At 70.9% G+C, this 26785-nt stretch carries 24 protein-coding genes; 17 read left to right on the top strand and 7 right to left on the bottom strand.

Translation table 11 applies throughout. The annotated features are described in order from the left end of the window. A complete protein-coding gene (locus SSP08S_RS23240; protein ID WP_019070038.1) occupies positions 1-2301 on the bottom strand; it encodes a zinc-dependent metalloprotease in 2301 nt (766 codons plus the stop codon). Between the two features lie 88 nt (positions 2302-2389). Between SSP08S_RS23240 and SSP08S_RS23235 the strand changes: the two genes are divergently transcribed. Together SSP08S_RS23235 and SSP08S_RS23230 are read left to right on the top strand one after the other, a co-directional pair. Next, on the top strand, positions 2390-3898 hold the full coding sequence (locus tag SSP08S_RS23235; protein WP_026178748.1) for a metallophosphoesterase family protein: 1509 nt from the start codon (positions 2390-2392) through the stop codon (positions 3896-3898). A gap of 72 nt (positions 3899-3970) precedes the next feature. Next, positions 3971-4999, top strand: coding sequence for an LLM class flavin-dependent oxidoreductase (locus SSP08S_RS23230; protein WP_019070036.1), 1029 nt, complete (start codon positions 3971-3973; stop codon positions 4997-4999). A gap of 8 nt (positions 5000-5007) precedes the next feature. Here the strand turns inward: SSP08S_RS23230 and SSP08S_RS23225 are convergent, their stop codons facing one another. Beyond that, complete coding sequence (locus SSP08S_RS23225; protein WP_019070035.1) at positions 5008-5982, bottom strand: TauD/TfdA dioxygenase family protein; 975 nt, start codon at positions 5980-5982, stop codon at positions 5008-5010. Between the two features lie 159 nt (positions 5983-6141). On the opposite strand from SSP08S_RS23225, the gene SSP08S_RS23220 reads away from it, so the two are divergent. Both SSP08S_RS23220 and SSP08S_RS23215 read left to right on the top strand, forming a co-directional pair. Continuing rightward, positions 6142-6972 (top strand): aldo/keto reductase, encoded by an 831-nt coding sequence (locus SSP08S_RS23220; protein WP_019070034.1) that lies wholly within the window; start codon positions 6142-6144, stop codon positions 6970-6972. Between the two features lie 98 nt (positions 6973-7070). Continuing rightward, complete coding sequence (locus tag SSP08S_RS23215; protein WP_019070033.1) at positions 7071-7508, top strand: cupin domain-containing protein; 438 nt, start codon at positions 7071-7073, stop codon at positions 7506-7508. A gap of 42 nt (positions 7509-7550) precedes the next feature. On the opposite strand, the gene SSP08S_RS23210 is transcribed toward SSP08S_RS23215, so the two are convergent. The 3 genes from SSP08S_RS23210 to SSP08S_RS23200 all read right to left on the bottom strand — a co-directional run bounded on the left by SSP08S_RS23210 (position 7551) and on the right by SSP08S_RS23200 (position 10790). Further along, the gene (locus SSP08S_RS23210) at positions 7551-9878 is read right to left on the bottom strand and encodes a SpoIIE family protein phosphatase (RefSeq protein ID WP_019070032.1); all 2328 of its coding nucleotides are present in this window, start codon (positions 9876-9878) and stop codon (positions 7551-7553) included. Positions 9879-9942: 64 nt separating this feature from the next. Then, positions 9943-10410, bottom strand: coding sequence for a peroxiredoxin (locus SSP08S_RS23205; protein WP_019070031.1), 468 nt, complete (start codon positions 10408-10410; stop codon positions 9943-9945). Continuing rightward, positions 10407-10790 carry a DoxX family protein gene (locus SSP08S_RS23200; protein ID WP_019070030.1) on the bottom strand — a complete coding sequence of 128 codons (384 nt, stop codon included), beginning with the start codon at positions 10788-10790 and terminating at the stop codon, positions 10407-10409. The genes SSP08S_RS23205 and SSP08S_RS23200 overlap by 4 nt, the downstream gene beginning before the upstream one ends. Before the next feature lie 120 nt (positions 10791-10910). On the opposite strand from SSP08S_RS23200, the gene SSP08S_RS23195 reads away from it, so the two are divergent. The 12 genes from SSP08S_RS23195 (at position 10911) to SSP08S_RS23140 (ending at position 23446) form a co-directional block, all read left to right on the top strand. Beyond that, positions 10911-12077: an acyl-CoA dehydrogenase family protein gene (locus SSP08S_RS23195; protein ID WP_019070029.1), complete on the top strand. Its 1167-nt coding sequence runs from the start codon at positions 10911-10913 to the stop codon at positions 12075-12077. Further along, a complete protein-coding gene (locus SSP08S_RS23190; protein WP_019070028.1) occupies positions 12078-12845 on the top strand; it encodes an SDR family NAD(P)-dependent oxidoreductase in 768 nt (255 codons plus the stop codon). 44 nt (positions 12846-12889) lie between these two features. After that, positions 12890-13744, top strand: coding sequence for a FadR/GntR family transcriptional regulator (locus SSP08S_RS23185; protein ID WP_078532492.1), 855 nt, complete (start codon positions 12890-12892; stop codon positions 13742-13744). 82 nt (positions 13745-13826) lie between these two features. After that, entirely contained in the window at positions 13827-14627 is an 801-nt protein-coding gene (locus SSP08S_RS23180) for an enoyl-CoA hydratase/isomerase family protein (protein WP_019070026.1), read from the top strand. A 2-nt stretch (positions 14628-14629) separates the two neighbouring features. Beyond that, positions 14630-15601 (top strand): acyl-CoA dehydrogenase family protein, encoded by a 972-nt coding sequence (locus SSP08S_RS23175; protein WP_019070025.1) that lies wholly within the window; start codon positions 14630-14632, stop codon positions 15599-15601. Beyond that, positions 15598-16737, top strand: a complete 1140-nt coding sequence (locus tag SSP08S_RS23170) for an acyl-CoA dehydrogenase family protein (protein ID WP_019070024.1) — start codon at positions 15598-15600, stop codon at positions 16735-16737. Before SSP08S_RS23175 ends, SSP08S_RS23170 begins: the two co-directional genes overlap by 4 nt. Positions 16738-16752: 15 nt before the next feature. Beyond that, positions 16753-18336, top strand: coding sequence for a FadD3 family acyl-CoA ligase (locus SSP08S_RS23165; RefSeq protein WP_019070023.1), 1584 nt, complete (start codon positions 16753-16755; stop codon positions 18334-18336). A 3-nt stretch (positions 18337-18339) separates the two neighbouring features. After that, the gene (locus SSP08S_RS23160; protein WP_043259621.1) at positions 18340-19539 is read left to right on the top strand and encodes a CaiB/BaiF CoA transferase family protein; all 1200 of its coding nucleotides are present in this window, start codon (positions 18340-18342) and stop codon (positions 19537-19539) included. Then, positions 19536-20357, top strand: a complete 822-nt coding sequence (locus SSP08S_RS23155) for an enoyl-CoA hydratase/isomerase family protein (protein ID WP_019070021.1) — start codon at positions 19536-19538, stop codon at positions 20355-20357. The genes SSP08S_RS23160 and SSP08S_RS23155 overlap by 4 nt, the downstream gene beginning before the upstream one ends. Continuing rightward, positions 20357-21514, top strand: coding sequence for a thiolase family protein (locus SSP08S_RS23150; protein WP_019070020.1), 1158 nt, complete (start codon positions 20357-20359; stop codon positions 21512-21514). The genes SSP08S_RS23155 and SSP08S_RS23150 overlap by 1 nt, the downstream gene beginning before the upstream one ends. Positions 21515-21525: 11 nt before the next feature. Beyond that, complete coding sequence (locus SSP08S_RS23145; RefSeq protein ID WP_019070019.1) at positions 21526-22674, top strand: acyl-CoA dehydrogenase family protein; 1149 nt, start codon at positions 21526-21528, stop codon at positions 22672-22674. 46 nt (positions 22675-22720) lie between these two features. Beyond that, entirely contained in the window at positions 22721-23446 is a 726-nt protein-coding gene (locus SSP08S_RS23140) for an SDR family NAD(P)-dependent oxidoreductase (protein ID WP_019070018.1), read from the top strand. A 3-nt stretch (positions 23447-23449) separates the two neighbouring features. Here the strand turns inward: SSP08S_RS23140 and SSP08S_RS23135 are convergent, their stop codons facing one another. Beyond that, on the bottom strand, positions 23450-24700 hold the full coding sequence (locus SSP08S_RS23135; RefSeq protein WP_019070017.1) for an amidohydrolase family protein: 1251 nt from the start codon (positions 24698-24700) through the stop codon (positions 23450-23452). After that, complete coding sequence (locus SSP08S_RS23130) at positions 24694-25734, bottom strand: CoA transferase (RefSeq protein ID WP_019070016.1); 1041 nt, start codon at positions 25732-25734, stop codon at positions 24694-24696. Before SSP08S_RS23130 ends, SSP08S_RS23135 begins: the two co-directional genes overlap by 7 nt. Positions 25735-25801: 67 nt before the next feature. Here SSP08S_RS23130 and SSP08S_RS23125 point away from each other — a divergent pair, with 67 nt between their 5' ends. Beyond that, positions 25802-26770, top strand: a complete 969-nt coding sequence (locus SSP08S_RS23125; protein ID WP_019070015.1) for an enoyl-CoA hydratase/isomerase family protein — start codon at positions 25802-25804, stop codon at positions 26768-26770. Positions 26771-26785 lie beyond the last annotated feature (15 nt).

The following is a 26785-nucleotide window of genomic DNA, read 5'->3' as shown; positions in this document are numbered from 1 at the left end:
TCAGTTGGGCGCGCCCGGCGGCACCCGGGGCAGCGGATCGAGCCGCACCGAGCCGGGGTCGGCGAGGAATGCGCGGATCAACTCCCCGGCCTCACGCGCCTGTTCGTCGCCCTGGCAGCGCAGCTCCGTCGCGAGCCGCCGCACGGCACCGCGCAAGGACATCCGCACCGGAGTGTGCAGCGTGGTGTCGTCGAGCAGGGTCAGCAGGTGGTTCAGGAGCGTCCAGTCCGCCGCGTGCTGCACGGCGGCTCCGCCGGGCAGTTCCCCGGGCACGGGGTCGCTCCGGCGCCAGGTCGTGGCGACGAGCGCGTCGACGATGTCGGCGACACCGGGCACCTCGGGGTCGGCCGTGTGCTGCCAGGCGACCCGGTTGAGCCGGGCCGGGTCCAGCAACCGCTCTGTCACCAGGGCGGTCGCGGTCCGTACGGCTTCGAAGGGGTCGAAGATCCGTCCGGCGCCCGTGTCGAGGTACTGCTCCGTCCGGCCGTAGCGGATCGCGGGTGGGGTGAGGGTGTCCAACACCGCGTGCGGCAGGGCGAGTTGTTCGGCGCGCAGTAGTTCGGCGAGTCGGGTCAGTGCCGTGTGCTGAGTGGCCGCGTCGACGGCTTCCGTGCCCCGGCCGGCCTCGCCCGCGAGCCCGTACGCGTAGCGCACCCCGCCCACCAGCCGGGCCACGGCCGCCACCTCGTGCCGGTGCAGGAGGTGCAACAGCGCGGCGCGTTCCTCCAGTTCGCCGGTCTGCCGGTCGGGCGGCAGCACCCCGGCGGAGAATCCGTCCAGGGCGATACGGCGGACTCGAAGCATCGTCTCCAGCGACTGGAGGGCGTCCGATCCGCTCACCCAGGGCACGGCGTCGGCGTGCGCGGCGTGCGGGCCCTGGGCGTCCTCGTCGGAGACGTAGGTGAGACCGGCCTCGGCGGCTTCGCGGCGCAGCGCGGCGAGCGCGGTGTCCTCCTCGGTCGAGCCTTCGCCTTCGCCGAACCGTCCGTAGGCGTGCGCGACCAAGTAGTGGTCCCACGGCCCGAGTTCGGTGCCGTACGCCGCGGAGAGGTCGAGATCGCCCTCCTCGGTGACACGGATGCGGGCGTGCGGGTAGTCCATGACGGACGGCTCGGAGTGCCCGCTACCGGCGAAGTTGTGCATGAAGCCGAGTGCGTGGCCGATCTCGTGCGCGGCCAGCTGGCGGAGCCGGGCGAGCACCAACTCCTCGACGGCGGCGAGCCGTTCGGCCTCGTCCTGGCGGCCGTAGGGGGCGAGGAGCGACTCGCCGAGGGCGCGGACCTGCTCGACGCGCTGGGAGCCGAGCCGTACCCGGGCGTGCAGGATCTCGCCGGTGCGCGGGTCGGTGAGCCCCTGCCCGAGGGACCAGCCGCGGCCGGCCCGGTGCACCCAGACCACGCCGTTGACGCCGGGCTCGTAGGGGTCGAAGCCGGCGCCACCGGGCTCGACCCGGTAGGCGTCCGGGAGGCCGATCCGGGCGAAGGCCCGCTGCCACCAGTTGCCGCCCTCGACGACTGCCGAGCGGAAGGGTTCGGGGACGGCCGGGTCGACCTGGAAGACGATCGGGTCGCCGCCGGGTTCCGCGCGGAAGCGGGGCTGGAACCTGACCTGGGTGCCCGCCCGGCCGACGAGGCCGTGGTCGGCGTAGCCGATGCCGTAGCCGCCCGAGGCGGGGTGGTAGCGGCGGACGGGCAGCGGGGTCGCGGGCAGCCGCATCAGGTTGAGCTGCTGGACGACGGTGAGGGCGCGCGGATCGGCGGCCACGGCCTGGACCGCCCTGCCCCGGCCGGGTCCCCGGAAGGTGAGGAGCGCGGGCAGCCGGACGGCGCGCGGGCCGGTGCGGCTGTCGGCGACGAGCGGGAGGCTCGCCGACCCGTCGATCGTGTAGTCGCCCTGCTCGTGTGCGTGCAGATGCTCGGCGACCCGGTCGTGGTCGGCGACGACCAGGCCGGTCGCGTCGACGACCACCGCCCCGTCCTCCTCCCGCAGCACGGGCCCGCTCCACACCACGGACAGCGCGAACGACTCGTCCCCGGCCCGTACGGCGGCCTCGTCGCCGGAGGTGAGGAAGTGCTTGTTACGTACCGCGAACAGGACCCGGTCGCCGATCCGCCGGAACTCCGCGAGCCGCGCCTTGCCCGCCCTGCCCCGGTCCAGCCACAGGTCGCTGGAGCCGAGGCCCTGGGAGAGGGAGACGGTGAGGAGGAAGGGTTCGTCGAAGTGACGGATGCCCAACAGCAGCCGGTCCGACCGGAGTTCGGGGTCGGGGAGCAGATCGATGAAGTCGGCTTCGCCGGGCATGCGGGGGCCTTTCGGTTGAGCGTCGTCGAGTTGATGTTGCCAGGCCCCCGCCTCTCGCCCCGCCATGGCTCGTTGTTACGGTTCGCCGGTGTCTGAATCCTCACGTGATACCGCCGAGGGTGCCGGTTGGGGCACCGCGGAGCGCGGCGCGTACCAGCAGCTCATGCCGACCCATGTCCAGAAGGTCTCGTGGCTGAATCCGAAGACCCTGTGGGCCGCGCGCAACGGTGTGCTGGCGTCCTGGTTCGGGGACCCGACCGGCGACACCCGCAGCCGCTGGGTCGCACAGCGCACGGCGGCCGGCGCCTCCGCCGACAAGGTGATCCGGCGCGAGGACGCGGACACCTTCTCCTTCATGGTCATCGGTGACACGGGCGAGGGCGACGATCCCCAATACGCCGTCGTTCCAGGGTTTCTGAAGGTCAGTCAGGGAACGGACTTCGCGGTCATAGCCAGCGACGTCATCTATCCCGTCGGCACCGCGGACGACTACGGCACGAAGTTCTTCCGCCCGTACCAGGACTATCCGGCGCCCATCTACGCGATACCCGGCAACCACGACTGGTACGAGGGCCTCGGCGGCTTCATGCGCGTCTTCTGCGACGACGCGCCCGCGCTGCCCACGCCGGAGTCGAAGCCGCGCCCGCTGACCCGGGCCTGGTGGCGCTCGCTGCTGTGGCACCACCCCCGCCCGTCCGACGGCGAACACCTGGACAAGGAACGGGAGTTGCGTTCCTCCCCGCTCCAACAGGCGGTCCAGCCGGGCCCGTACTGGGCGATCGACGCGGGACCGGTACGGATCATCGGTATCGACACGGGCCTGTTGGGCACGATCGACGCCGAACAGGGCGCCTGGCTGCGGGAGGTGGCGAAGGGGCCGACGCCGAAGATCCTCGTCACGGGCTCGCCGCTCTACGTCGACGGCAAGTACGACCCCTGCGCCATCGAGGGCGGCGGCACGGTCGACGACATCGTCCGCGATCCCGACCACCACTTCGTGGCGGCGATCGGCGGCGACATCCACAACTACCAGCGCTATCCGGTGCGTTTGGACGACGGGCGCACGCTCCAGTACGTGGTCTCGGGTGGCGGCGGCGCGTTCATGCACGCGACCCACACCGTCCCGCGCGTCGACATCGCGGGCGTCACCGAGCAGGACTTCCGCTGCTATCCGCTGCGCGGCGACTCCCTGGCCTTCTACAGCCGGCTCTACGGGCGCCGACTGCGCCTGAGCCGGTTCTTCACCCTCACCGAGGCCGAGGCGTCGGCCGTGATCTGCGAGCGCCTCGGCATCCCGCCGACCCGCACCCCGGGCCCGCCGGTCCGCGTCACCCGGCGGATCCGGCTGGTCGCGAGCCTGCTGGGCGCGGGCGGCCGTCCGGACCGAACCTCCCGCTTCCGGCTCCCGGTGCGCAAGATCTACACGCAGCTGTTCTCGCCCGGCTCGGTGACGTACAGCCCGCCGTTCTTCAAGTGCTTCCTGCGGCTGGACGTCACCCCGGAGGCGGTGCGCCTGCGCTGTTTCGCGGCCACCGGCAACCGCGCCCAGGAGATCGACCCGCCGGTCGAGGACGAGATCGTCATTCCGCTGCGCTGATCACACGCCCGCAACGTTCACCTGCCACAATCGGGACAGAACAGCACTGACGTACGACCGCCGGAGGAGCCCGTGCCGCCCACCTCACGCCCGCTGCGGAAGCTGGGCTTCCTCACGATCGGCCTCTTCGAAGAGGCCGATCCGCGCCGGGGCCACGAGTCGACGCTGGAGATCATCGAACTCGGCGAACGGCTCGGCTTCGACAGCGCCTGGCTGCGCCACCGCCATCTCCAGTACGGCATCTCCTCCCCCGTCGCGATCATGGCGGCGGCCTCGCAGCGCACCAGCCGTATCGAGCTCGGCACCGCGGTGATCCCGCTGGGCTGGGAGAACCCGCTGCGGCTGGCGGAGGACCTGGCGACCGTCGACATCCTGTCCGGGGGCCGGATCAACCCGGGCGTCAGCGTCGGCCCGCCGATGCACTACGACCAGGTCAAAGAAGCGCTGTACCCCGACACGGCCGACGCCGAGGACTTCAGCTACGAGCGGGTCCGGCGGCTCGTGGACTTCGTGCGCGGCAAGCCGGCCACCGACTTCAGCGGCGTCGAGGGCTTCGAGGTGTTCTCCGACCGGGTCCAGCCGCACTCCCCCGGTCTGGGCCGTCGCCTCTGGTACGGCGGCGGCAGCGCGAGTTCGGCGAAGTGGGCCGGCGAACACGGCATGAACTTCCTGACGAGCAGCGTCGTCAAGGCCGAAGGGCCGGACGAGTCAAGGGACTTCGCGGAGATCCAGCTCTCCCACATCCGCACGTTCCGCGCCCACCACCCCGACGGCGACGCCGCCCGTGTCTCCCAGGGCCTGGTCGTGATCCCCACCGACTCCGCGTCGCCCGAACAGCGCGCGAAGTACGAGGAGTTCGCCCGCAGGCGCACTCCCCGTACGACGTCACCGCAGGGCCCGGCCCGGCTGATGTTCGCGCCGGACATCGTCGGCACCTCGGAGGAGATCGCCGAACTCCTGGGCGCGCACGCCGCGTTCAGGGAGATCGACGAGGTGGCGTTCGCGCTGCCGTTCACCTTCGAGCACGAGGACTATGTGCAGATCCTCACGGACATGGCGACGAAGCTGGGCCCGGCGCTCGGATGGCAGCCCCCCGCCTGACCCGGGTGTCACCAGCGGCCGGGCTCGGTGCCGACGATCGGCTCCGACGGCTTCCCGTCGACGCCCACCGGTATGTCGCCGGTGAGCATCACCCGGTGCATGGTCCGGGGGAAGCCGAGGTGGGCGTTGTCGCTGGGGGCGAGGTGGATGGTGGCCCGGTTGTCCCAGAAGGCCACGCTGCCCGGCTCCCAGCGGAACCGGACGGTGTACTCGGGCCTGGTCGCCTGCGCGAGCAGCATGTCCAGGATCGCGGCGCTCTCCGCGCGGGAGATGTCGGTGATCTGCTCCAGGTAGTAGCCGTTGACGAACAGCACCCGCTCCCCCGTCTCGGGATGCACCCGTACCAGCGGGTGCACCGAGGCGACCTGGTGGTCCAGGAGATGGCGGACGTACGCGTCGTCGCCGGGCCGCGGCTGGTAGCCGACGCCGAGCCGGTGCTCGGCCCGCAGTCCGTCCACGAACTCCCGTACCGGCTGCGACAGTCCGGCGTAGGCGGCGGCCAGGTTGGACCAGGTGGTGTCACCGCCGTACGGCGGGACGGTCTCCGCGCGCAGGATCGTCGCGGCCGGCGGGTCGACACGGGCGCCGTGGTCGCAGTGCCAGCCGCGCAGCAGGGTGTGCCGGCGGCGCTCCAGCCACTCCTCGTGCTCCATGCCGAACCGGCCGCCCAACTCCAGCCGGTCGGAGGTCGTTTCGACCTCGGGGAAGCCGGCCGGTGAGGCGCTGCCGCGCCGGCCGAGCACGACCGGTTCGCCGAACCTGCGCGCGAACGCCACATGCCCGGCGTGATCGAGCGGTTGGTCCCGGAAGAACACGACCTTCCAGCGCAGCACCGCCGCCCGGATCGCGGCCACCACGGCGTCGTCGAGTTCACCGGCCAGATCGACACCGGTGATCTCGGCCCCGATGTGCCCGGCGGCCGGCTTCACCTCCATGCCGTCCACCGGCACCGCCCCGTCCGTCGTACCGCTGTCCTTCGTCATGCGCGCTCCGTCGTCGTACCCGCTCGGTCGGTCGTGCCCACCGGGTCGTACCCAGGTCGTACCGGGTTCAAGAAGATCGTGACAGCGATCACCGCACGAGGCGACAGGGCTCCCGGACGCCCATACTGGCTGTACCGCACAGTCAAGGGAAGGTCGACCGTGATCAGCATCCCGACGCACACGCTCAACGACGGAACGCAGCTCCCCGCCATCGGACTGGGCACCTGGCCGATGGACGACGCGACGGCCGAGGAGGCCGTCGACGGCGCGTTGCGCATGGGTTATCGCCTGGTGGACACGGCGACGAACTACCGCAACGAGACCGGCGTCGGCCGGGGCATCGCGCGCAGCGGTGTGCCGCGCGAGGAGATCGTCGTGACGACGAAGCTCCCGGGCCGCCACCACGGCTACGACGAGACCCTCGCGTCCTTCGAGGAGTCCCGGGCGCGGCTGGGCGTGGAGTACGTGGACCTGTATCTGATCCACTGGCCGCTGCCCCGCGTCGGCAAGTACGTCGATTCCTGGAAGGCGATGATCAAGCTCCGCGAGGAAGGCCTCGTCCGGTCGATCGGTGTCTCCAACTTCACGCCCGGGCACATCGAACGGCTGGAGAAGGAGACCGGCGTACTGCCCTCCGTCAACCAGATCGAGCTGCATCCGCTGTTCCCACAGGACGAGCTGCGCGCCTTCGGCGCCGAGAAGGGCGTTCTCACCGAGAGCTGGAGCCCTCTCGGACGCGGTTCCGCGCTGCTCGACGACCCGACCGTCGTCACGGTCGCGGAGGCCTTCGGTGTCACGCCGGGGCAGGTGGTGCTGCGCTGGCACACCCAGCTCGGGGCGGTCCCGATCCCCAAGTCGGCCGACCCGGACCGGCAGCGCGCCAACCTCGACATCTTCGGCTTCGAACTCGGCCCGGCCCAGCTGGCCGCCCTCTCCGACCACGCCCCGCAGCGGCTGGGCGGGGACCCGGAAACGCACGAGGAATTCTGAGAATCCGGGGGTGGAAGTTGCGTGTTCCCACCCCCAACTCGCCTTCCCTGCCTCTATGTTCACGGCGGAGGCTCACGATCTCACCGGAAGGTTCCCGTATGCGCACCGCGTTCCGTACCGCCGTGACCGGAGCGGTGGCCACCGCCGCCCTGCTGGCCGGCGGCACCGTCGCCCAGGCGACCCCAGCCGGGCCCGGCGTCACCGCCAAGCTGATCAGCCAGACCACGATCGGCGACACCGACTACACGGTGCGCGAGATCACCATTCCGCCCGGCCAGGCCACCGGCTGGCACTACCACGACGGCCCCCTGTACGGAATCGTCAAGGAGGGCACGCTCAGCCACTTCGACTCCAGCTGCGCCTCCGACGGCGTGTACCGGAAGGGCAGCACTATCCAGGAGCCGGCCGGGGCGGGCAACGTGCACATCGGCCGCAATCTGGGGAAGACGCCGCTCGTCCTGGACGTGCTGTACGTCCTGCCGCACGGGTCGCCGTTCTCGGAGGACGCGCCGAACCCCGGCTGCCCCTTCGAGTGAGCGGTCCGTTCAGTCGGGCCCTGATGTCGGCGAACGGTTCCGTCAGTCGGGAGGCAGCGGCTGCTCCGCCCAGATCGTCTTGCCGCTGCCTGTCTGCCTGCTCCCCCACCGCTGGGTGAGCTGGGCGACGAGGAGAAGTCCGCGTCCGCCCTCGTCGTAGGCGTGGGCGCGGCGCAGATGCGGTGAGGTCGAACTGCCGTCGGAGACCTCGCAGATGAGGGCGCGGTCGCGGATCAGGCGGAGCTGGATGGGCGGTTGGCCGTAGCGGATGGCGTTGGTGACGAGTTCGCTGACGACGAGTTCGGTGACGAAGGCCTCCTCCTCCAGTCCCCAGGCGGCGAGTTGGTCGGTGGCGGCCTGCCGGGCCCCGGCCACGCGCGCGGGGTCCGGTTCGATGTCCCAGGTGGCGACCCGGTCGCCGCCCAGCGCGCGGGTGCGTGCCAGCAACAGGGCCACGTCGTCGCTCGGTTCCTCCGGCATCACGGCCTTCAGCACCGAGTCGCACAGCGCGTCCAGGGAGTCCGCGGAGGCGGTGAGCGCGCGGCACAGTTCGGCGGTGGCGTGGTCGACGTCGCGGTCCCGGTCCTCGATCAGACCGTCCGTGTACAGGGCGACGACTGCGCCCTCGGGCAGCTCCAACTCGACGGCCTCGAAAGGGAGTCCGCCGACTCCGAGCGGTGGTCCCGAGGTCATGGGGACGAGGCTCGCGGTCCCGTCGGGCAGCACGAGGGCCGGCGGTGGGTGTCCGGCGGCGGCCATGGTGAGGCGGCGCGAGACGGGGTCGTAGACGGCGTAGACGCAGGTCGCGCCGAGTTCCGCGACCTCGTCGCCGGTGTCGTCGGACGCGAGGTGGGTGACCAAGTCGTCGAGGTGGGTGAGGAGTTCGTCGGGCGGGAGGTCCACGTCGGCGAGTGTGCGGACGGCCGTACAGAGGCGGCCCATGGTCGCCGAGGACGCGATGCCGTGTCCGACGACGTCGCCGACGACGAGGGCGACCCGGCTGCCGGACAGCGGGATCACGTCGAACCAGTCGCCGCCGATGCCCGCGAGCGAACCGGAGGGCCGGTAGCGGTGCGCCACCTCGACCGCGGCCTGTCCGGGCAGTCCTCTGGGCAGCAGGGTGTGCTGCAGGGCCAGCGCGGTGCTGCGTTCGCGGGCGAAACGGCGGGCGTTGTCGATGCAGACGGCGGCCCGGCTGGCCAGCTCCTCGGCGAGTACGGCGTCGTCCTCCGCGTAGTCGTCCGGGTGCGCCATCCGGACGGCCACCGCGACGCCGAGGGTCGTGCCGCGCGCCCGCAGCGGCACCGCGATCATCGAGTGGACGCCCTTGCGGTGCGGACGGCCTTCGGGAGAACGGGCGTTGCGGTCCGCCACCCAGCGCACGAAGTCGGGTTCGCCCGCCTGGCCGCGCACCGCCCGCCCCGAGCGCAGGGCCCGCACGGGCGGCGAGGACAGCGGGTACACATCCGCCTGCCCGAGGTGCACGGCGGCGTCCGGCGCGCCCTCGGTGACGGAACCGTGGGCCACGCGGCGCAGCACGATCTCGCCCTCCGGGTCCTGCGGCAGCTCGTCGGCGCCGAGCACCCACGGCAGCAGGTCGACGCTGGCGAAGTCGGCGTACCGCGGCACCAGCAGTTCCACCAGTTCCTCGGCGGTGCGCACCACGTCGAGGGTGGTGCCGATGCAGGTCGCCGCCTCGTTCAGCAGGGCCAGGCGCTGCCGGGCGAGGTACTGCTCGGTGCTGTCGAACGCCGCGAGGGCGACCGCCGTCAGCTCCCCGGAGGGGTCCCTGAGCGGCCACATCTCGATGCTCCAGGCGTGCTCCCGGTTCAGGGCGGGGGCGCCCGCCCAGCTGTCGTAGCGGACCGGTCTGCCCGTCTCGACGACCTGGCGCAGGTTGCGGAGGAAGCCCCGGCTGTGTTCGGCGTCCTCGACGGTCTCCGGGAAGAACCGGCCGATGAGGACGTCCTCCGGGACTCCCATCACGCGGCAGGCGACGTCGTTGACGCGGAGATAGCGCTGCCCGGTGTCGAAGACGGACAGGGACATCGACGCCTGTTCGAAGGCCTGCTCGGCAAGAGTGGGGCCGGGGTCGGCGGTGAGGACGTATCCGTCCGGTGCGCCGTCCGCGCCGAGCACCGCGCACGCCCGCACGGTGAGCGGGAGCGGGGAGCCGTCCCGGTGTCGTAGCACCACCGGGCCGGCCAGCGCGGCCACGGACGTGGCGGCGGGGGGTTCGGCGAGCAGTGCCGCCACCGACCGGCCCACGGCCTCCTCGGCCGGGTATCCCGTCAGTGTCCGGGCACCCTCGCTCCACCCCGTCACGATGCCCCGGGCATCGATGACCGCCGCGGCGGAGGCCTGCTCCATATCGTCCAGGATGGTCCCTGTACCGCGCGGCATCAACCGCGATACGGCATTTGCGGCCCCTGTGTCACTTCCGGTGGGCGCGCAGTGCGGCGAGGGCGCGGTCGGCGTGGGTGTTCATCCGGAGTTCGCTGGCGACGACCTCCAGGATGGTGCGGTCCTCGCCGATGACGAAGGTGGCCCGCTTGGTCGGCGCCAGCGAGAAGCCGCGCTTCACCCCGAACCGCTCCCGGATCGTCCCGTCGACGTCCGAGAGGAGGGGCATGCCGAGGGTGTTCTTCCCGGCGAACTCCTTCTGTTTGTCGACCGTGTCGCCGCTGATGCCGACGGGCCGGGCGCCGACGGCCGCGAACTCGGCAGCCAGATCACGGAAGTGGCAGGCCTCGGCGGTGCAGCCGGCGGACAGGGCGGCCGGGTAGAAGAAGAGCACCACGGGCCCCTCGGCGAGCAGTTCCGTGAGACTGCGTTCCGCGCCGGTCTCGTCCGGCAGCGTGAAGTCCTCGACCTTGTCGCCGATGTTCGGGCGATCACTCATGACTGTCCCTCCCCATTGTTCTTCGCGACACTACGGGCCCACAGCACGAGGGGTATCTGCAGGGGCAGTCGTCCGAGGGCCGCCGCCTTCTGCGGGGCCGGGCGGTCCCGCCAGTCGATCGCCATCTGCACATTGGCGGGGAACACGCCCACGAAGAACGCCGCCGCGGCCAGTGCGGCCGGCCGCCGGGTGCGCGGCACGGCGAGCCCGGCGGCCAGCGCCAGTTCGACGGCACCGCTCGCGTACGTCCAGGTCCGAGGCGCCCCCGGCAGGGCGCGCGGGATCGTCGCATCGAACTGTTTCGGCGAGGCGAAGTGGGCGACCCCCGCGGTCGCCAGCAGTCCGGCGAGCAGCAGCGACGAGCGTTCGGACCGTGGCACGGTTCCTCCTCTGATGGCCTGCCGCGCGATATTACTCGACGGTAGGCCCTTATCGGTCCCCTACTGCTTCGGTCTGACCTTTGATATGTTTCGCAACCGGAACCGGAGAAGGGTCCGTGCATGGACTTCGAACTGACCGAGGACCAGGAAACGATCCGCAAGTCCGTCGCCGGGCTGCTGCGCGACTTCGACGACCAGTACTGGATGGCGAAGGACCAGGCGCACGAGTTCCCGACGGAGTTCTACGAGACCGTCGCGGGCGGCGGCTGGCTCGGGATCACCATCCCGGAGGAGTACGGCGGTCACGGACTCGGCATCACCGAGGCCAGCCTGCTCCTCGAAGAGGTGGCACGGTCGGGCGGCGGCATGAACGCGGCCAGCGCGATCCATCTGTCCATCTTCGGCATGCATCCCGTCGTGGTGCACGGCTCCGAGGAGCTGAAGCGCCGGACACTCCCCCGCATCGCGAGCGGCGACCTGCACGTCTGTTTCGGCGTCACCGAACCGGGCGCGGGACTCGACACCGCGAGCATCACGACGTACGCGCGACGGGACGGCGACCACTACGTGGTCAACGGCCGCAAGGTGTGGATCTCCAAGGCGATGGAGTCGGAGAAGATCCTTCTCCTGACCCGCACCAGCAAGGCCGACGAGGTCACCAAGAAGACCGACGGGATGACCCTGTTCCTGACGGACATCGACCGCGACCGGATCGACATCCGCCCCATCCCGAAGATGGGCCGCAACGCAGTCACCTCGAACGAACTCTTCATCGACGACCTGCGCATCCCGGTCGAGGACCGCGTCGGCGAGGAGGGCCAGGGCTTCCGCTATCTCCTCGACGGCCTCAACCCGGAACGCATGCTCATCGCGGCGGAGGCCCTCGGCATCGGCCGGGCCTCGCTCGACAAAGGCGTGAGGTACGCCAAGGAGCGGGTCGTCTTCGGCCGCCCGATCGGCATGAACCAGGGCATCCAGTTCCCCCTCGCGGACTCGCTGACCCGCCTCGACGCCGCCGAACTCGTGCTGCGCAAGGCGACCTGGCTCTACGACAACGGGAAGCCCTGCGGGCGGGAGGCGAACACCGCCAAGTACCTGTGCGCGGACGCCGGGTTCACGGCCGCCGACCGGGCGCTGCAGACCCACGGGGGCATGGGCTACTCCGAGGAGTACGCCGTGGCCCGCTACTTCCGCGAGGCCCGCCTCATGCGGATCGCGCCGATCAGTCAGGAAATGATCCTGAACTACCTGGGATCGCACACGCTGGGACTCCCGAGGAGCTACTGAATGACCGACAGCACAGGGCTGTTCGACCTCACGGGCCGGTCGGCGCTGGTCACCGGCGCCGGGGGCGGCATCGGTTCCGCGGTCGCCGAGGCGCTGGCCCGCGCGGGCGCCGCGGTGCTGGTGACCGACGTCGACGAGTCGGCCGCCGCGGCCGTAGCCGGGAAGATCAACGCGGCGGGGCTGACGGCGGACAGCGCCGCACTCGACGTACGGGACCGGTCCGCCGCCGATACGGCCGTGGCGCGCGCGGCGGCGCTCGGCGACGGGACCCTGCACATCCTGGTCAACAACGCCGGGGTCATCGCCCCGGCCATGTTCGACAAGCTGGAGGAGGAGGCGTTCCGGCGGGTCCTCGACATCCATGTGATGGGGACCTTCCACTGCGCGCAGGCCGCGCTGCCGTTCCTGCCGGACGACGGCAAGGGGCGGATCATCAACGTCACCTCGTCGGCGGGCCTGGTCGGGACGCTCGGGCAGGTCAACTACTCGGCCGCGAAGGCCGGGATCATCGGGCTGACGAAGTCCCTGGCCCGCGAACTGGCGCGCCGGCGTGTGCTGGTGAACGCGCTCGCCCCGCTGGCGGCCACGCCCATGACGGAGACCATCCGGACCAACGAGAAGTTCGCGGCCCAGATGCTCGCCCGGATTCCGCTGGGAAGGTGGGCGGAGCCGGCGGAGATCGCGGGCAGTTTCGTGTTCCTCGCCTCGGACGCGGCCTCCTTCATCACCGGTCAGGTGCTGCCGGTGGACGGCGGCATGGTGATGTGACGGTCGGGCCCGTGATGTGACAGGTGGCGCGCGTGCTGTGTTGAATGGTTCAGCCAAAGAGGCCGAAGAGCGCGGCCTGCGACGAGAGGCCCGAACCTGTGCAGAGCGCCGAGCATCCTTCCCGCACCGCCCGGGGGCGCGCCGCGGCCGGTGAGCCCCGGCCGCGCTTCGACACGCTCACGGTGCCCAAGGCCTCGGACGTGCTGGCGGCGGAGGTGCGCGAGCGCATTCTCTCCGGCGAGTTCACGGAGGGCATGGCGCTGCCGCCGGAACGGCAACTGGTCGAGCAGACGGGACTGAGCCGGGCGACGGTGCGCGAGGCGCTGCGCGTCCTGGAGGTCGAACGGCTCCTGGAGATCAGGCCGGGGCGCGGGGGCGGTGCCTTCGTGCACCGGCCGGGGCGTGAATCGCTCGCGAACACCGTGCGGTTGGTGATCCGGGGTCAGCGGATCCGCCTCGAGGACCTGCACGAGACCCGGGAGGCGATCGAGCCGGCGTGCGCGGCGCTGGCGGCCAGGCGCCGGACGGACGCGGACCTCGCGGAGCTGGACGACGCGCACGCGGAGCTGGTCGCGGCGGGGGACGACATCCAGCGGTTCCTGCGCGCCAACATCCACTGGCACAACGCCGTGGCGAGGGCCGGTGAGAACGAGCTTCTCATCGGATTCATGAGCGCTCTCTCGCAGTCCATCCACGCGGCCACCGACATCGAGCAGTTCATGGACGCGGACATCCGCAAACTCACCGCCCGCGCGCACGCCCGGATCACCGAGGCCATCCGGGACCGCGACAGCGAGGCGGCGATGCGCCGTATGACCCGCCATGTGTGCGGCTTCGCCCAGGCCGCCGCCGAGGTGGACCGCCGGGACGGCGTGGAGCTGACCGATCCGGAGAACTGACCCCGCCAGGGATGAGAATGTGATTCTCTTCTTCGTGCAACACCATTGACAGTTTCGGTCTGACCTTTAATACCATCGCGGTATGAGCAAGGTGAGTTCCGTGCTGACCGTGGCCGCCGACGGAGACGTCCGCATCGTCACCCTGAACCGCCCCGACCGGTTGAACGGCGTCTCCGAGGAACTGCACCGACGGCTGTCGGAGGTGTGGCGCGAACTCGCGGACGACACCAAGGCCCGGGCCGTCGTCCTCACCGGCGCGGGACGCGCGTTCAGCGCCGGCGGCGACTTCGACCATCTCCTACGGCACCACACCGACCCGGAGCTGCGGGAGCGGTCCATCCGTATCGACCGCACCATCCAGACCGAGATGATCCGCTTCCCGCTGCCGGTGATCGCCGCCGTCAACGGGCCCGCGGTGGGCCTGGGTTGCAGCCTCGCGCTGGCCTGCGATCTCGTACTGATCGCCGAGGACGCCTACTTCGCGGACCCGCATGTGTCGGTCGGCCTGGTGGCGGGCGACGGCGGAGTCACCCTGTGGCCGCTGCTCACCAGCCTGCTGCGGGTGAAGGAGTACCTCTTCACCGGAGACCGCATCCCCGCCGCCAAGGCGGTCGAGTTCGGCCTCGCCAACCGCACGGTCCCGCCCGACGACCTGATGCGCGAAGCACTCACCCTCGCCCACCGACTCGCGGCCCAGCCCGCCGAAGCCCTCCGCGCCACCAAGCTGGCCCTCGCCGCCGTCGTCGAGCAGGTCTCGCGCGGCGGCATGGAGGCGGCCCTGATGGCCGAGCGGGCCACGATGACCAACCCCGACCACATCCGCATCATCACCGACCTCGCGGCCCGCGCCGAGCGGCGCGCCAACTCCCCCGAGGAGCGCTGAGCGTGGAGCGCGAGGAGTTCGTCCTGGTCCGCGACACGGTGCGTTCGCTCGCACCCCGGTACGGCGTGACCTCGCCGGACGAGGTGAAGCCGGCGACCCGAGCCGCAGCCCAACAGGCCCTGGACGACATGGGTTTGAGAGATCTCCGGCGCTCATCTCCCCCGGCGGCGACCGCGCAGGAGTGCGCACTGCTCGCGGAGGAACACGGCCGACACCCGCTCACCACCTCCCTGCTCGGTACGGTCCTGCTCGCTCCGGAACTGCTCCGGCTGCTCGGCGACGACACCTCGCGGGGAACCCCCACCGTCGCGCTCACCCGCGAACTCCGCTTCCCCGGGCCGGAGTCGGCGGACCTCGCCGCCTGGGACTGCGAGGGAGCCGACAGCGCGCTCTGCGTCACCACCGACGGGACGGTCACCCGGGTCGAGTTGGGCCCTGCGGCACCGAGCACGGACCTCGTGCGCTCGGTGCGAGCAGTGTCGCCGGGTGCTCCCGTCGAGACCGTCGGCCGCCTGACCGCGCCCGACCAACTCCGCTGGCAGGCCTACGCACTCGTCGTCGTGACCGCCGAACTCGTGGGCGCTGCGGGCTCGTTCGTGGAGCAGGCGGTCGAATACGCCCGCGTCCGGCGCCAGTACGGACAGGCGATCGGCTCCTTCCAGGCCGTACAACATCTCCTCGCCGACGCGACGGTCCTGGTGGAGGCGGGCACCAGTGTCACGCGCTGTGCGGCCTGGTGTCTGGACAACGAACCGCCGGAGCGGGCCCTGACGGCCGCGCGTGTCGCCAAGGCGGAGGTCAACTCCTCGGCGCTGGAGGCGGTGTACGCCGGGATGCAGGTCTTCGGCGGTATCGCCCAGACGTGGGAGCACATCGCGCACCTGTATCTGCGCAAGGTGCGGCTGGGCGCGACGCTGCTCGCCACGACGGACGAGCTGCTCCCCGCGCTGGCCGCACCGGAGGTGACGCGATGACCGACACCCCGCTGGACTTCGGCGACCCGGCCGACCTGGACCGGCTGCGCCACGAGTTCCGCGCCTGGCTGGACCGACACCCGCTCCCCGAACGCGAGTCGGGCGAGCCGGTCCCGGTCTTCCTGCACCGCTGGCACCGGCTGCTGCACTCGGGCGGCTGGGTCGGGCTCGACGTTCCGGAGCGCTACGGCGGCCGGGGCCTGACCGCGCTGCACCAGGTCGCGATCAGCGACGAACTCGGTGCCTGCCGAGCCCCGGGCGTCCCCCGGATCGGCTATCTCGCCCACGCCCTCCTGGAGTTCGGTTCGGAGGAGCAGCGACTGCGGTTCCTGCCAAGGATGTTGGCCGGTGACGAGGTGTGGTGCCAGGGCTTCAGCGAACCGGGAGCCGGCTCCGACCTGGCGGGCATGACCACCTTCGCCGAACGGCACGACGGCCACTACACGGTACGCGGTCAGAAGCTGTGGACCAGCTACGCCCAGTACTCCGGCCTCTGCCTGCTGCTGGCCCGCACCGACCGCTCGGCACCGGCCCACAAGTCGATCTCGGCGTTCGTGCTGCCCTTGGACCGCCCCGGCGTGACGGTACGGCCGCTGCGCGCGGCCAACGGCGACGACGAGTTCTGCGAGCTGTTCCTCGACGACGTCCGCGTCGAGGAGTCCGAGCGCGTCGGCGCCGAGGGCGTCGGCTGGGCGCTGGCGATGACGACGGTGTCGTACGAGCGCAACGCTCTCGACACCGGGCACATCTCGAAGTACGGGCTGCTCGTCGAGCGGCTCCGGCGTCATGCGTCCGAACACGAAGGCACGTTGCCCGACGGGCTGCTGTCGCGGATCGGCCGGTGTGTCGTGGACTACGAGGTGCTGGTGGCGCACGCCCGCCGCCGTACCGCCGAACGCCTGGCCGGGCAGGTCGCCGGCCCGGAGTCGTCCGTGGACAAGCTGCTGATGACGAGGACCGAACAGCGGCTCTACGACACGGCACTCGAGGTGTTCCCGGCCGAACTGGCCCAGGACGGCGGCGAGTTGTTCGGCGACTACCTCTACTCCCGTGCGGCCTCCGTCTACGGCGGCACCTCCCAGATCCAGCGGAACATCATCGCCAAGCGGATCCTGCATCTCCCCTCGAACGGCTAGCCCTGGAGCCAACTGATGCGCTACGACGACGAATTCCTGAGCATCCCCCACGTCATCAGGCTGGCCGCCGAACGCTTCGGGGACGCCACGGCACTCATCGACGGAGACCGCCGCTGGACGTTCCGGGAGTTGAAGGACCGGATGGTCGACGCGGTCCGCGCCACCATCGCGCTCGGCATCAAGCCCGGGGACCGGGTCGGGCTGTGCGCCCCCAACTCGGCGGAGTGGATCTTCGCCGCGCTGGGCATCCACGGCGCCGGGGGCGTACTGGTCCCGCTCAACACGCGGTTCAAGGCGCAGGAGATCTCGTACATCCTGCGGAAGTCGGAGGCGGCGGCCGTGTTCGCCTCGCCCTTCCTCGGGAACGACTACGTCGGCGAACTGCGGAAGTCCGATCCGGGACTGCCGGCGCTGCAGAGGACGGTGTCCGTTCTCGGTCCGCAGGGGACGGCGGATCGGTCGTGGAACGACTTTCTCGGCGCGGGAGAGGGCGTTTCCCTGTCCGCCGCCCATGCCTCGATCGACCGGCTGACGCCTGACGACGTGTCCGACGTGATGTTCACGTCCGGCACGACCGGTCACCCGAAGGGCGTGATACTCACGCACGGCCAGTCCCTGCGCGCCTATGGGTGGATGGCGGAGGAGTACACGTTCCGGGAGTCCGACACCTTCCTGGTGATCCCGCCGTTCTTCCACTGCTTCGGATACAAGGCGGGGTGGCTGGCCTCCCTTATGCACGGGGTGACCGTCATCCCCATGGCGGTCTTCGACGCCGGGCGGGCACTGGATCTCATCGCCCGGGAACGGGTGAGCATCCTCCTCGGGCCGCCGACGATCTTCCACGACCTGGTCAACCATCCGGACCGTGACACCCACGACCTGACCTCGCTGCGAGTCTCCATGACGGGCGGTACCACGATTCCGGAATCGCTGATCCGCGCCATGAAAACGGAGTTGTCGTTCGACATCGTGATGAGCGCCTATGGCCTCACCGAGTCCACGGCGCTGGTGGCCACGACCCGGGTCGGGGACTCGGAGGAGACGGTCGCGCACACCACGGGAAGCGCCATTCCGGATGTCCAGGTCCGGATCGTCGCCGACGACGGGCTCGACGTCCCGATCGGACTCGACGGCGAGATCCTCGTGCGCGGCTACAACGTCACCCGCGGCTACTGGGACGACCCCGACGCCACCGCCTCGACGATCGACGCCGAGGGCTGGCTGCACACCGGGGACATCGGACGGCTCGACGACGACGGCAACCTCGCCATCGTCGACCGCAAGAAGGAGATGTACATCGTCGGCGGCTTCAACGCCTATCCGGCGGAGATAGAGAAGCTGCTTCTCGGCTGCGAGAGCGTCCAGCAGGTCGCCGTGATCGGCGTTCCCGACGAACGGCTCGGCGAGGTCGGCTGCGCCTTCGTGGTCGGGGACCCGGAGCACCCGCCGACCGAGGCCGAGGTCATCGCCTGGGCCCGCGAGAACATGGCGAACTTCAAGGTCCCCCGGCATGTCCGCTTCGTCGACCAACTACCGCGCAACGCAAGCCAGAAGGTACTGAAGGACGAACTCCGTACCAGTTTCACGGTCGTGGGCTGAGACATGACGACAACGACCGGGCCACTGGCCGGAATCACCGTGGTCGCGTTGGAGCAGGCGATCTCCGCTCCCATGTGCACCCGCACGCTCGGCGACTTCGGCGCCCGCGTGATCAAGGTCGAGAACCCCCAGGGCGGGGACTTCGCCCGCCACTACGACGACGTGGTCAAGGGACTCGGGGCGCATTTCGTCTGGGTCAACCGGGGCAAGGAGTCGGTGGCCCTGGACCTGAAGACACCCGGCGGCATGGGCGTCCTGCACCGCCTGCTGGAGCGCGCCGACGTCCTCGTCTCCAACCTCACACCCGGTACCACGGCCAAACTCGGCATCTCCCCGGGCGACTTGACGACCCGTCACCCCGGACTGATCGCCGTCGAGATCGACGGCTACGGTCCCGGCGGCCCGCTCTCCCACAAGCGGGCCTACGACCTGCTCGTGCAGGCCGAGTCGGGCGCCTGCTCGGTGACCGGGCACCCGGGAGCACCGGCCAAACCCGGCCCGCCGATGGCCGACGTGTCCAGCGGCCTGTACGCGGCACTGTCGGTCGTCGCGCTGCTGTACGGCAGGGAGCGCGGGGTGGGTCCGGCTGCCTCGTCCGTCGCGGTGAGCCTGTTCGACACGATGACGGAGCTGATGGGCTATCCGCTCACCTACACCCAGCACTCCGGGGTCGAGCAGCAGCCGCTCGGTCTGAGTTCGCCCGCCGTGGCACCGTACGGCGCCCATCGCACCGCCGACGGCCACACCGTGATCCTCGGGACGACGAACGACCGTGAATGGCAGCGCCTGGCAAGGGAGTTGCTCGACCGTCCCGACCTCGCGGACGACCCCCGCTTCCGCAGCAACGCGGGACGGGTGGAACACCGGGACCTGCTGGAGCCGGAGATCAGCGCCTGGTGCGCACGGCACGACCTCTCGTACGTACAGGACCGCGCGGACGCGGCCGGCATCGGCAACTCCCGTTACAACACGACCAGCGACGTCATCGCCCACCCGCATCTCCAGGCGCGCAACCGGTGGCGGGAGATCGACACGCCGTCCGGTCCGGTGCCGGCGCTGCTGCCGCCCCCCGTTATCGCCGGGTACGACCCGCCGATGGGCGCGATTCCCGCGCTCGGCCAGCACACCGACGCCGTACTCGCCGAACTCGGCCTCACGGGCGAGGAGATCGCCGTTCTACGGGCAGAAGGAGCTGTGCGATGAGCGGGCCGCCGGTGCTTCTCACGAGCGACGCCGACGGTGTTCGCACGCTGACGCTGAACCGGCCGGAGCGCAAGAACGCGATCGACGCCGAGCTGTGGGACGCCTTGAGCAGGGCGCTCTCCGCTGCGGGCAGTGATCGTTCGGTACGTGCGCTGGTCCTCAGCGGTGCGAGCGGTGCGTTCTGCTCCGGGGCCGACATCCGCAAAGGTGTCAGCGACGAGCATCCGCTCTACCGGATGCGGACTCTGACCGAAGTCACGCTGCTGCTGCACGAGTTGCCGATCCCCACGGTCGCCAAGGTGCACGGCGTGGCGGTCGGCGCGGGCTGGAACCTCGCCCTGGGCTGCGACTTCGTCGTCGCGACTCCGGAAAGCACGTTCTCGCAGATCTTCGCCCGCCGTGCCCTGTCCCTGGACTGCGGCGGTTCCTGGCTGCTGCCGAAGCTGGTGGGGCTGCAACAGGCGAAACGGCTGGCGCTGCTGGCGGAGACGATCGACGCCGAGGAAGCCCGCGCGCTGAACCTGGTGACCTGGGTTGTGGACGCCGACAAGATCGACGCCTTCGTGGACGACCTGACCGCCCGGCTGGTCGCCGGAGCTCCGGTCGCGCTCGCGCAGAGCAAGGCGCTCCTCAACGAGAACGCCGACCGCACGCTGCGCGAGGCCCTTGCCGGTGAGGCGCGGGCGCAGGCCATGAACTTCGCCACTGCGGACGTCCCGGAGGCGTATGCCGCCTTCGTGGCGAAGCGCCCGCCTCGCTACATGGGGCGCTGGGCAGTGCCGGGAACAGCCGCGCCCAGAGCGACAAAGGAGACGTGATGCGTGAGGCAGTGGTGGTGGAGGCGGTCCGCACCGCCGTCGGCAAACGGAACGGCGGTCTGGCCGGTGTGCACGCGGCCGACCTCTCCGCCGTCGTTCTCCAAGCCCTCGTCGACCGTACGGGCCTGGATCCCGAGGTCGTGGACGACGTGGTGTGGGGCTGCGTGGGCCAGCTGGGCGACCAGTCGAGCAACATCGGCCGCTATGCGGTGCTGGCCGCCGGCTGGCCCGAGACCATCCCGGGGACCACGGTGAACCGGGCCTGCGGATCGAGCCAGCAGGCGCTGGACTTCGCCGCCCAGGCGGTCATGTCCGGGCAGCAGGACGTCGTGGTGGCGGGCGGCGTCGAGGTGATGAGCCGGGTACCGCTCGGGGCCTCGCGGGGTGGCGGGACGCCGTACGGTCCTCAAGTCCTCGCCCGTTACGAGGACTTCTCCTTCAACCAAGGTGTCTCGGCCGAGCTGATCGCACGGAAGTGGGGACTGGGCCGGAGTGTCCTCGACGATTTTGCCGCGCTGTCGCATCAACGGGCGGCGTCCGCGCAGGACGGCGGGGCGTTCGACGCGCAGATCGTGCCGGTGACCGAAGGCACGGGCGGCACGGGCGGCACGGTGACCATGGACGAAGGCATTCGGCGAGAGACCAGCAGCGCCACTCTCGCGAAGCTGAAACCGTCCTTCCAGGAGGACGGGGTGATCCACGCGGGCAACTCCTCGCAGATCTCCGACGGTGCGGCGGCCCTGCTGGTGACCACCCCGGAGAAAGCCCGTGAGCTGGGACTGACGCCCATCGCGCGCTACCGGGCGGGCGTGGTCACCGGCTCCGATCCGGTCCTGATGCTGACCGGGCCGATCCCCGCGACCGAGAAGGTGCTGCGCAAGGCCGGAGTGGGACTCTCCGAGGTGGGCGTCTTCGAGGTCAACGAGGCCTTCGCGCCCATCCCGCTCGCCTGGCTGGCCGAGACCGGAGCGGACCCGGCTCTCCTCAACCCGCTCGGCGGTGCCATCGCGCTCGGGCATCCGCTCGGCGCGTCGGGTGCCGTCCTGATGACGCGCATGCTCCACCACATGCGGGACCACGGGATCCGCTACGGCCTGCAGACCATGTGCGAGGGCGGCGGCACCGCCAACGCCACCGTCGTCGAACTCGCTTCCTGACAGGGGATGTTGTGCGCCGAGACGTCTTCACCGACGACCACGAGGCATTCCGCCGGCTCGCCCGGGACTTCATCGCCAAGGAGGTCGTCCCGCACTACACCGAGTGGGAGGAGGCCGGCCGGCTCCCCCGCACCCTCTTCGAACAGCTGGGCTCGCTCGGCCTGTTGGGCACGGCGGTCCCCGAGGAGTACGGCGGAGCGGGCCTCGACGACTACCGCTACAACGTCGTCCTCCAGGAGGAATCGGCCCGCGCCCTGGTGACCTTGGGGACCGTCCGAACCCAACTCGACGTCGTCCTGCCGTACTTCCTCACCTACGCCGACCGGGATCAACGCGACCGCTGGTTCCCCGGCCTGGCCTCCGGGAAGCTCCTGACAGCCATCGCGATGACCGAGCCGGGCACGGGTTCCGATCTCGCCGGGATCCGTACGACCGCCGTGCGCGACGGGGACGCGTACGTCCTCAACGGCGCGAAGACCTTCATCACCGGCGGGCTGCTCGCCGACCTGGTGATCGTCGTGGCCCGTACGTCGACCGACCCGGACAATCGCCGCGCCGGGCTCACCCTGCTGGTCGTCGAGGACGGCATGCCCGGTTTCACCCGGGGCCGGGTGCTGCACAAGCTGGGCATCAAGGTGCAGGACACCGTGGAGCTGGCCTTCGACGACGTACGCGTCCCGGTCGCCAACCGGCTCGGCGAGGAGGGTGCCGCGTTCGGCTATCTCGGCCACAACCTCCCACAGGAGCGGATGACGGTGGCGGTGGGTTCGGTCGCGCAGGCTCGGGCCGCCCTGGACACGACGATCGCCTACGTCAGGGAACGCAAGGCGTTCGGGAAGCCGGTCGCCTCCTTCCAGAACACCAAGTTCGAACTCGCCGCGGTGGCCGCCGAGATCGAGGCCGCGCAGGCAATGTTGGACAGGGCGGTCCTCGAACTCGTCGCGGGTGAACTGAGCGGCCCCGACGCCGCCAAGGTCAAACTCTTCTGCACCGAGATGCAGGCCCGCGCGGTCGACCGCTGTCTGCAACTGTTCGGCGGCTACGGCTACATGCTGGAATACCCCATCGCCCGGCTCTACGCGGACGCGCGCATCACCCGCATCTATGCCGGAACCAGCGAGGTCATGAAGGTCATCATCGCCAAGTCCCTCGGATTGTGAGGCGGTTACGGTGCCGGACTTCTCCAGCAGACCAGGTGTCGCGTTCGTGGCGGGCGGCTCGGGCGGCATCGGGGCGGCGATCGTACGGCTCCTCGCGGAGCGGGGCAGCGACATCGTCCTCACCTACCGGGCCAACCAGGAGGCGGCGGACGCCGTCGCCACCGAGGTCACGAAGATGGGCCGTCAAGTGCGGGCGATACGCCTGGACTTGACCGACGAGTCGGCCACGGCCGAGGCGGTCGCGAAAGCCGGCGGAGGCATCCACACACTGGTGTACGCGGCGGGCCCGCATGTACCGATGAGGCACCTGAGCAGGGTCTCGCCGGGCGAGTACCGCGCCCAACTCGAAGGCGACGCCGTGGCGTTCTTCAACCTCGTCCATCCCGCACTGCCACTGCTGCGCGAGAGCCGGGGCAACATCGTCGCCGTGACGACCGTGGCCACCCGCCGCTTCCCGGTACGGGACGGACTGTCGTCGGGCGCGAAGGGCGCGGTCGAGGCGGTGGCCCGGGCGCTGGCCGCCGAGGAGGGCCGCTACGGCGTCCGCGTGAACTGTGTGGCGCCCGGCATGCTCAACGACGGTATCGCCGGCCGCCTGATCAGCTCCGGCGAACTCGACGAGGACGCCCTCACGGTCACCCGGCGCAACATCCCCATGCGCCGTTTCGGCGATGCCACGGACATCGCGGAGGCGGTCGCCTTCCTCGCCTCGGACCGGGCCGGGTTCATCACCGGGCAGGCGTTGGGAGTTGACGGTGGGTACAGCGTGTAGGAATCACGCGGGCGTGATGCGGCGGCCCGACACGTATGCGGCGCGGACCAGTTCACCGGACAACGCGTCGAGGGCCGTGCGCAGCGGTACGTGGAGCAGGCACAGGTCGGCGACCGCGCCCACCGCCAACCGCCTTGTCCGGGCGGGGTGTTGGGGATCACCGGTGAACAGCCCCAGCGCCGCCTCCGGTTGGAGCCGCTCGCCGTCGTCCCGTTCCGTCGCCGCCCGCATGACCGCCCAGGGGTCCGGGGTGCCGTAGGGCGCGTCGGTGCCCGCGGCGAGGGCGATGCCGGCCTCGGTCAGGGTCCGGCAGCGATAGAGGTGAGGGCGGTCGTCGGCGTCCACGTCGGTGGCGTACGCGGCGGCCCGTTCGACGGGGAAGTGAGGCTGGGTCACCACCGTCACCCCGAGCCGTCGCAGCCACGGGATCGTCTCGGCCGGGATGACCGAGCCGTGCTCGATGCGGTCGCCGTCGGCCGGGCCCACCTCGTCCAGGGCGAGCAGCGTCACCAGCAACTGCACCCGGGTCACGCAGTGCACGGCGACCGGCCTGGGCCTGATCTCCCCTATGGTGCGAGCGAGTTGGGAGGGCGTGGGGAGCGTGGGATCGTCGAGCATCAGCTTCACGGGCTCGTCGACGCCCATCACCAGGAGCCGTTGCGGGAGGACCGACAGCATCTGGGTGAGTCCGCCGGCCGGGTGCGGGTCGGCGTTGGTGAACCCCGTGACGCCGAGTGCCGCCGCCCGCCGCCCCACGCCCTCCAGATCCAGCCGTACGGGCGGCACGAACCCCCGCAGCCGCTCGTCCTCACGCCAGAACCGTCCGTCGCCGTCCAGCCCTGCCGCCCGCAGCGCGGCACTGTTCCACACCCACAGCGCGCCGGTGCGATGCTGCACCCGCACCGGCCGATCGGGGACGAGCGCGTCCAGCGTCCAGCGGTCCAACTCCCCTGCCACGCCCTCGTGGTAGCCCACGGCCCGCACCCACTCCCCCGGCGGCCCAGTCGCCAAGGCCGCCGCGAACGCCGTACGGTCTCGCACGTCCCCCGGCCCGACGCGCACGGAGGCGGCTTCGGCGGCCAGCGCCGCGAGGTGGATGTGATGGTCGTGCAGACCCGGCAGCAACGCACCGCCACGGCCGTCCACTTCACCCCGGCCCGGCAGCCCGGGCCCGATCTCGGCAATGCGCCCGCCTTCGATCCGTACGTCCACCGCGGGCCCGCGACCCTCGACCTCCACGTTTCTGATCAGCACGGCGGGCGGACCCGGGCAGGCGCGTCGGCGAGGGTCGCGGCGCAGGCCGCCATGGAGACGCAGAGGAGTTCTCCGCCTCCCTCGGCGAGAGAGCGGGCCGCCGCGTGGGCGGCGAAGACGCCGGTGACGGGGTCGGCGAGCGCGTCGCCGAGGAAGACGGGGTCGCCGTTCGGGTCGAGGCCGGTCAGACCGCCGGCGACGGCAGCGTCGTCTCCGAAAGCGATACGGTCGTTCTCGCGTCCGTAACCGGTGATGCCGACCCAGACCCGGCCGGGGCGGGCGGCGAGGAAATCCTCGGCGCGAAGGCCGAGTCGGCGCAACGCGCGCGGTCGCGAGGCCTCGATGACGACGTCGGCCTCGGCGACGAGTTCGTCCAGCGCACCGGGGACGAACTCCACGACGGCGTTGTCGTGTCCGTCGTGCAGCCAGCCGTAGAAGGCCGGTGTCCCGAGGCGCGCGCCGTCCGGTCGCGTCGCGCTCTCGACCTTGACGACCCGCGCGCCCGCGAGCCCCAGCAGCCGGGCGCACAGCGGGCCCGCCCAGAGCGCGGAGAAGTCGACGACCCGCAGATCGGCCATCGCGCGCACACGCCGTTCGCCCCACCGCTCGGTGCGAACCGCAGGCCGTGCGTCCCGGGTGACCGATCCAGGTACTGCGGCTGCGATGCCCAGCAGCTGCGCAGCCTCGGCCACTCCGGCAGCCGTGACCTGTTGTACCGCCTCGTGCAAGCCCCCGGTCTCGGCGGGCGGTGAACCGAGCAGTGCCAGCAGTGCGGGTACGGCGGCGAGGTCGTCGGGGCGAGCCAGATTCACGGCGGTCCAGCCGTCGGCGGCTCGCAGAAGGTGGCAGGAGCCGTTGGCCGAGGTCCTGCCCGGGCGTTCCAGACCGGCCAGTTGGGCCCGGAGGAACAGTGCGCTCGGCAGATCCACCGGAACACCCGTCAGACCGGTGAACGAGCAGGCGATGTCGGAGAGAGGGGCCACGTACGGCTCGACAGTGTCCATCCAGGCGTGGAGAGTGCGATTCTCTGTCATTCGAACCCCCTTCTCTCCACAGGTGATCTCAAATTACACTCCGGTCCACGCCTGGAGGGAGATCACCGTGGAGTCGCCCCTCGTGATCGTCGATCTCGACCGCAACCCCGCGTGGGAACCAGACACCCGCGACCGTGTCGTGATCGGTGTGGCTGCAGCACCCAAGGACGCGATCGACGGGTACGACGTACTGCTCACCGCCGTCCCCGATCCGCCCGCCCCATGGGTGTGGTGTGCGGATCCGCATGCCATGGCCCGGGAGCTGGGGCACATCGTCGAGAGTCGGCCCGCCGCAGCTGTCGCGCTCGTGCAGGTACTGCGGATGGGCGGCGGGCTCCCGGTCCCGGACAGGCTGGTCCTCGAATCCCTTGCCTATTCGACGCTCCAGGGCGGCGCGGACTTCCGTTCCTGGCTGGCCGCCGCTCCCGGGCGCACGCACCGCCCGGCCGAGACTCCCGTACGGCTCGGTCGCGACGGTTCCCGGCTGGTGATCACGCTGGACCGGCCCTGGGTGCGCAACGCGTTCGACGCGGCGACGCGGGACGCGCTGTGCGAGGCGCTCGAGGTGGCCGTGGCCGACCCGTCGATCACCCGCGTCGACCTGTACGGGAACGGTCCGACGTTCTGCAGTGGGGGCGACCTCGCCGAGTTCGGTACGTCCCGTGATCCGGCGCAAGCTCATCTGGTGCGGGTCCGTCGCAGCCCGGCCGCGCTGCTGCACCGATGTGCTCCGCGCGTGACCGCGCATCTGCACGGCGCCTGTGTCGGCGCGGGGATCGAGCTCGCGGCTTTCGCGGGGCGCGTGGTCGCCGCGCCGGACACGGTGATCCGGTTGCCGGAGATCGGGATGGGGCTGATTCCGGGTGCGGGCGGCACAGCGAGCATCCCCGTCCGAGTCGGCCGGGAGCGCGCTGCCTATCTCGCCCTGTCCGGCGCGGAGTTGAGCGCCGTGGAGGCACTGCGCTGGGGGCTGGTCGACGAGATCGGCGATACCGATGACGTGACCGCCGATGCTCAGGAGGCGGTCCGCTCCTGAGCATCACTCCGGTGT

This window comes from Streptomyces hokutonensis (genome assembly GCF_000376565.1).
GTDB classification, from domain to species: domain Bacteria; phylum Actinomycetota; class Actinomycetes; order Streptomycetales; family Streptomycetaceae; genus Streptomyces; species Streptomyces hokutonensis.
This window is presented reverse-complemented; position numbering and strand designations above follow the sequence as displayed.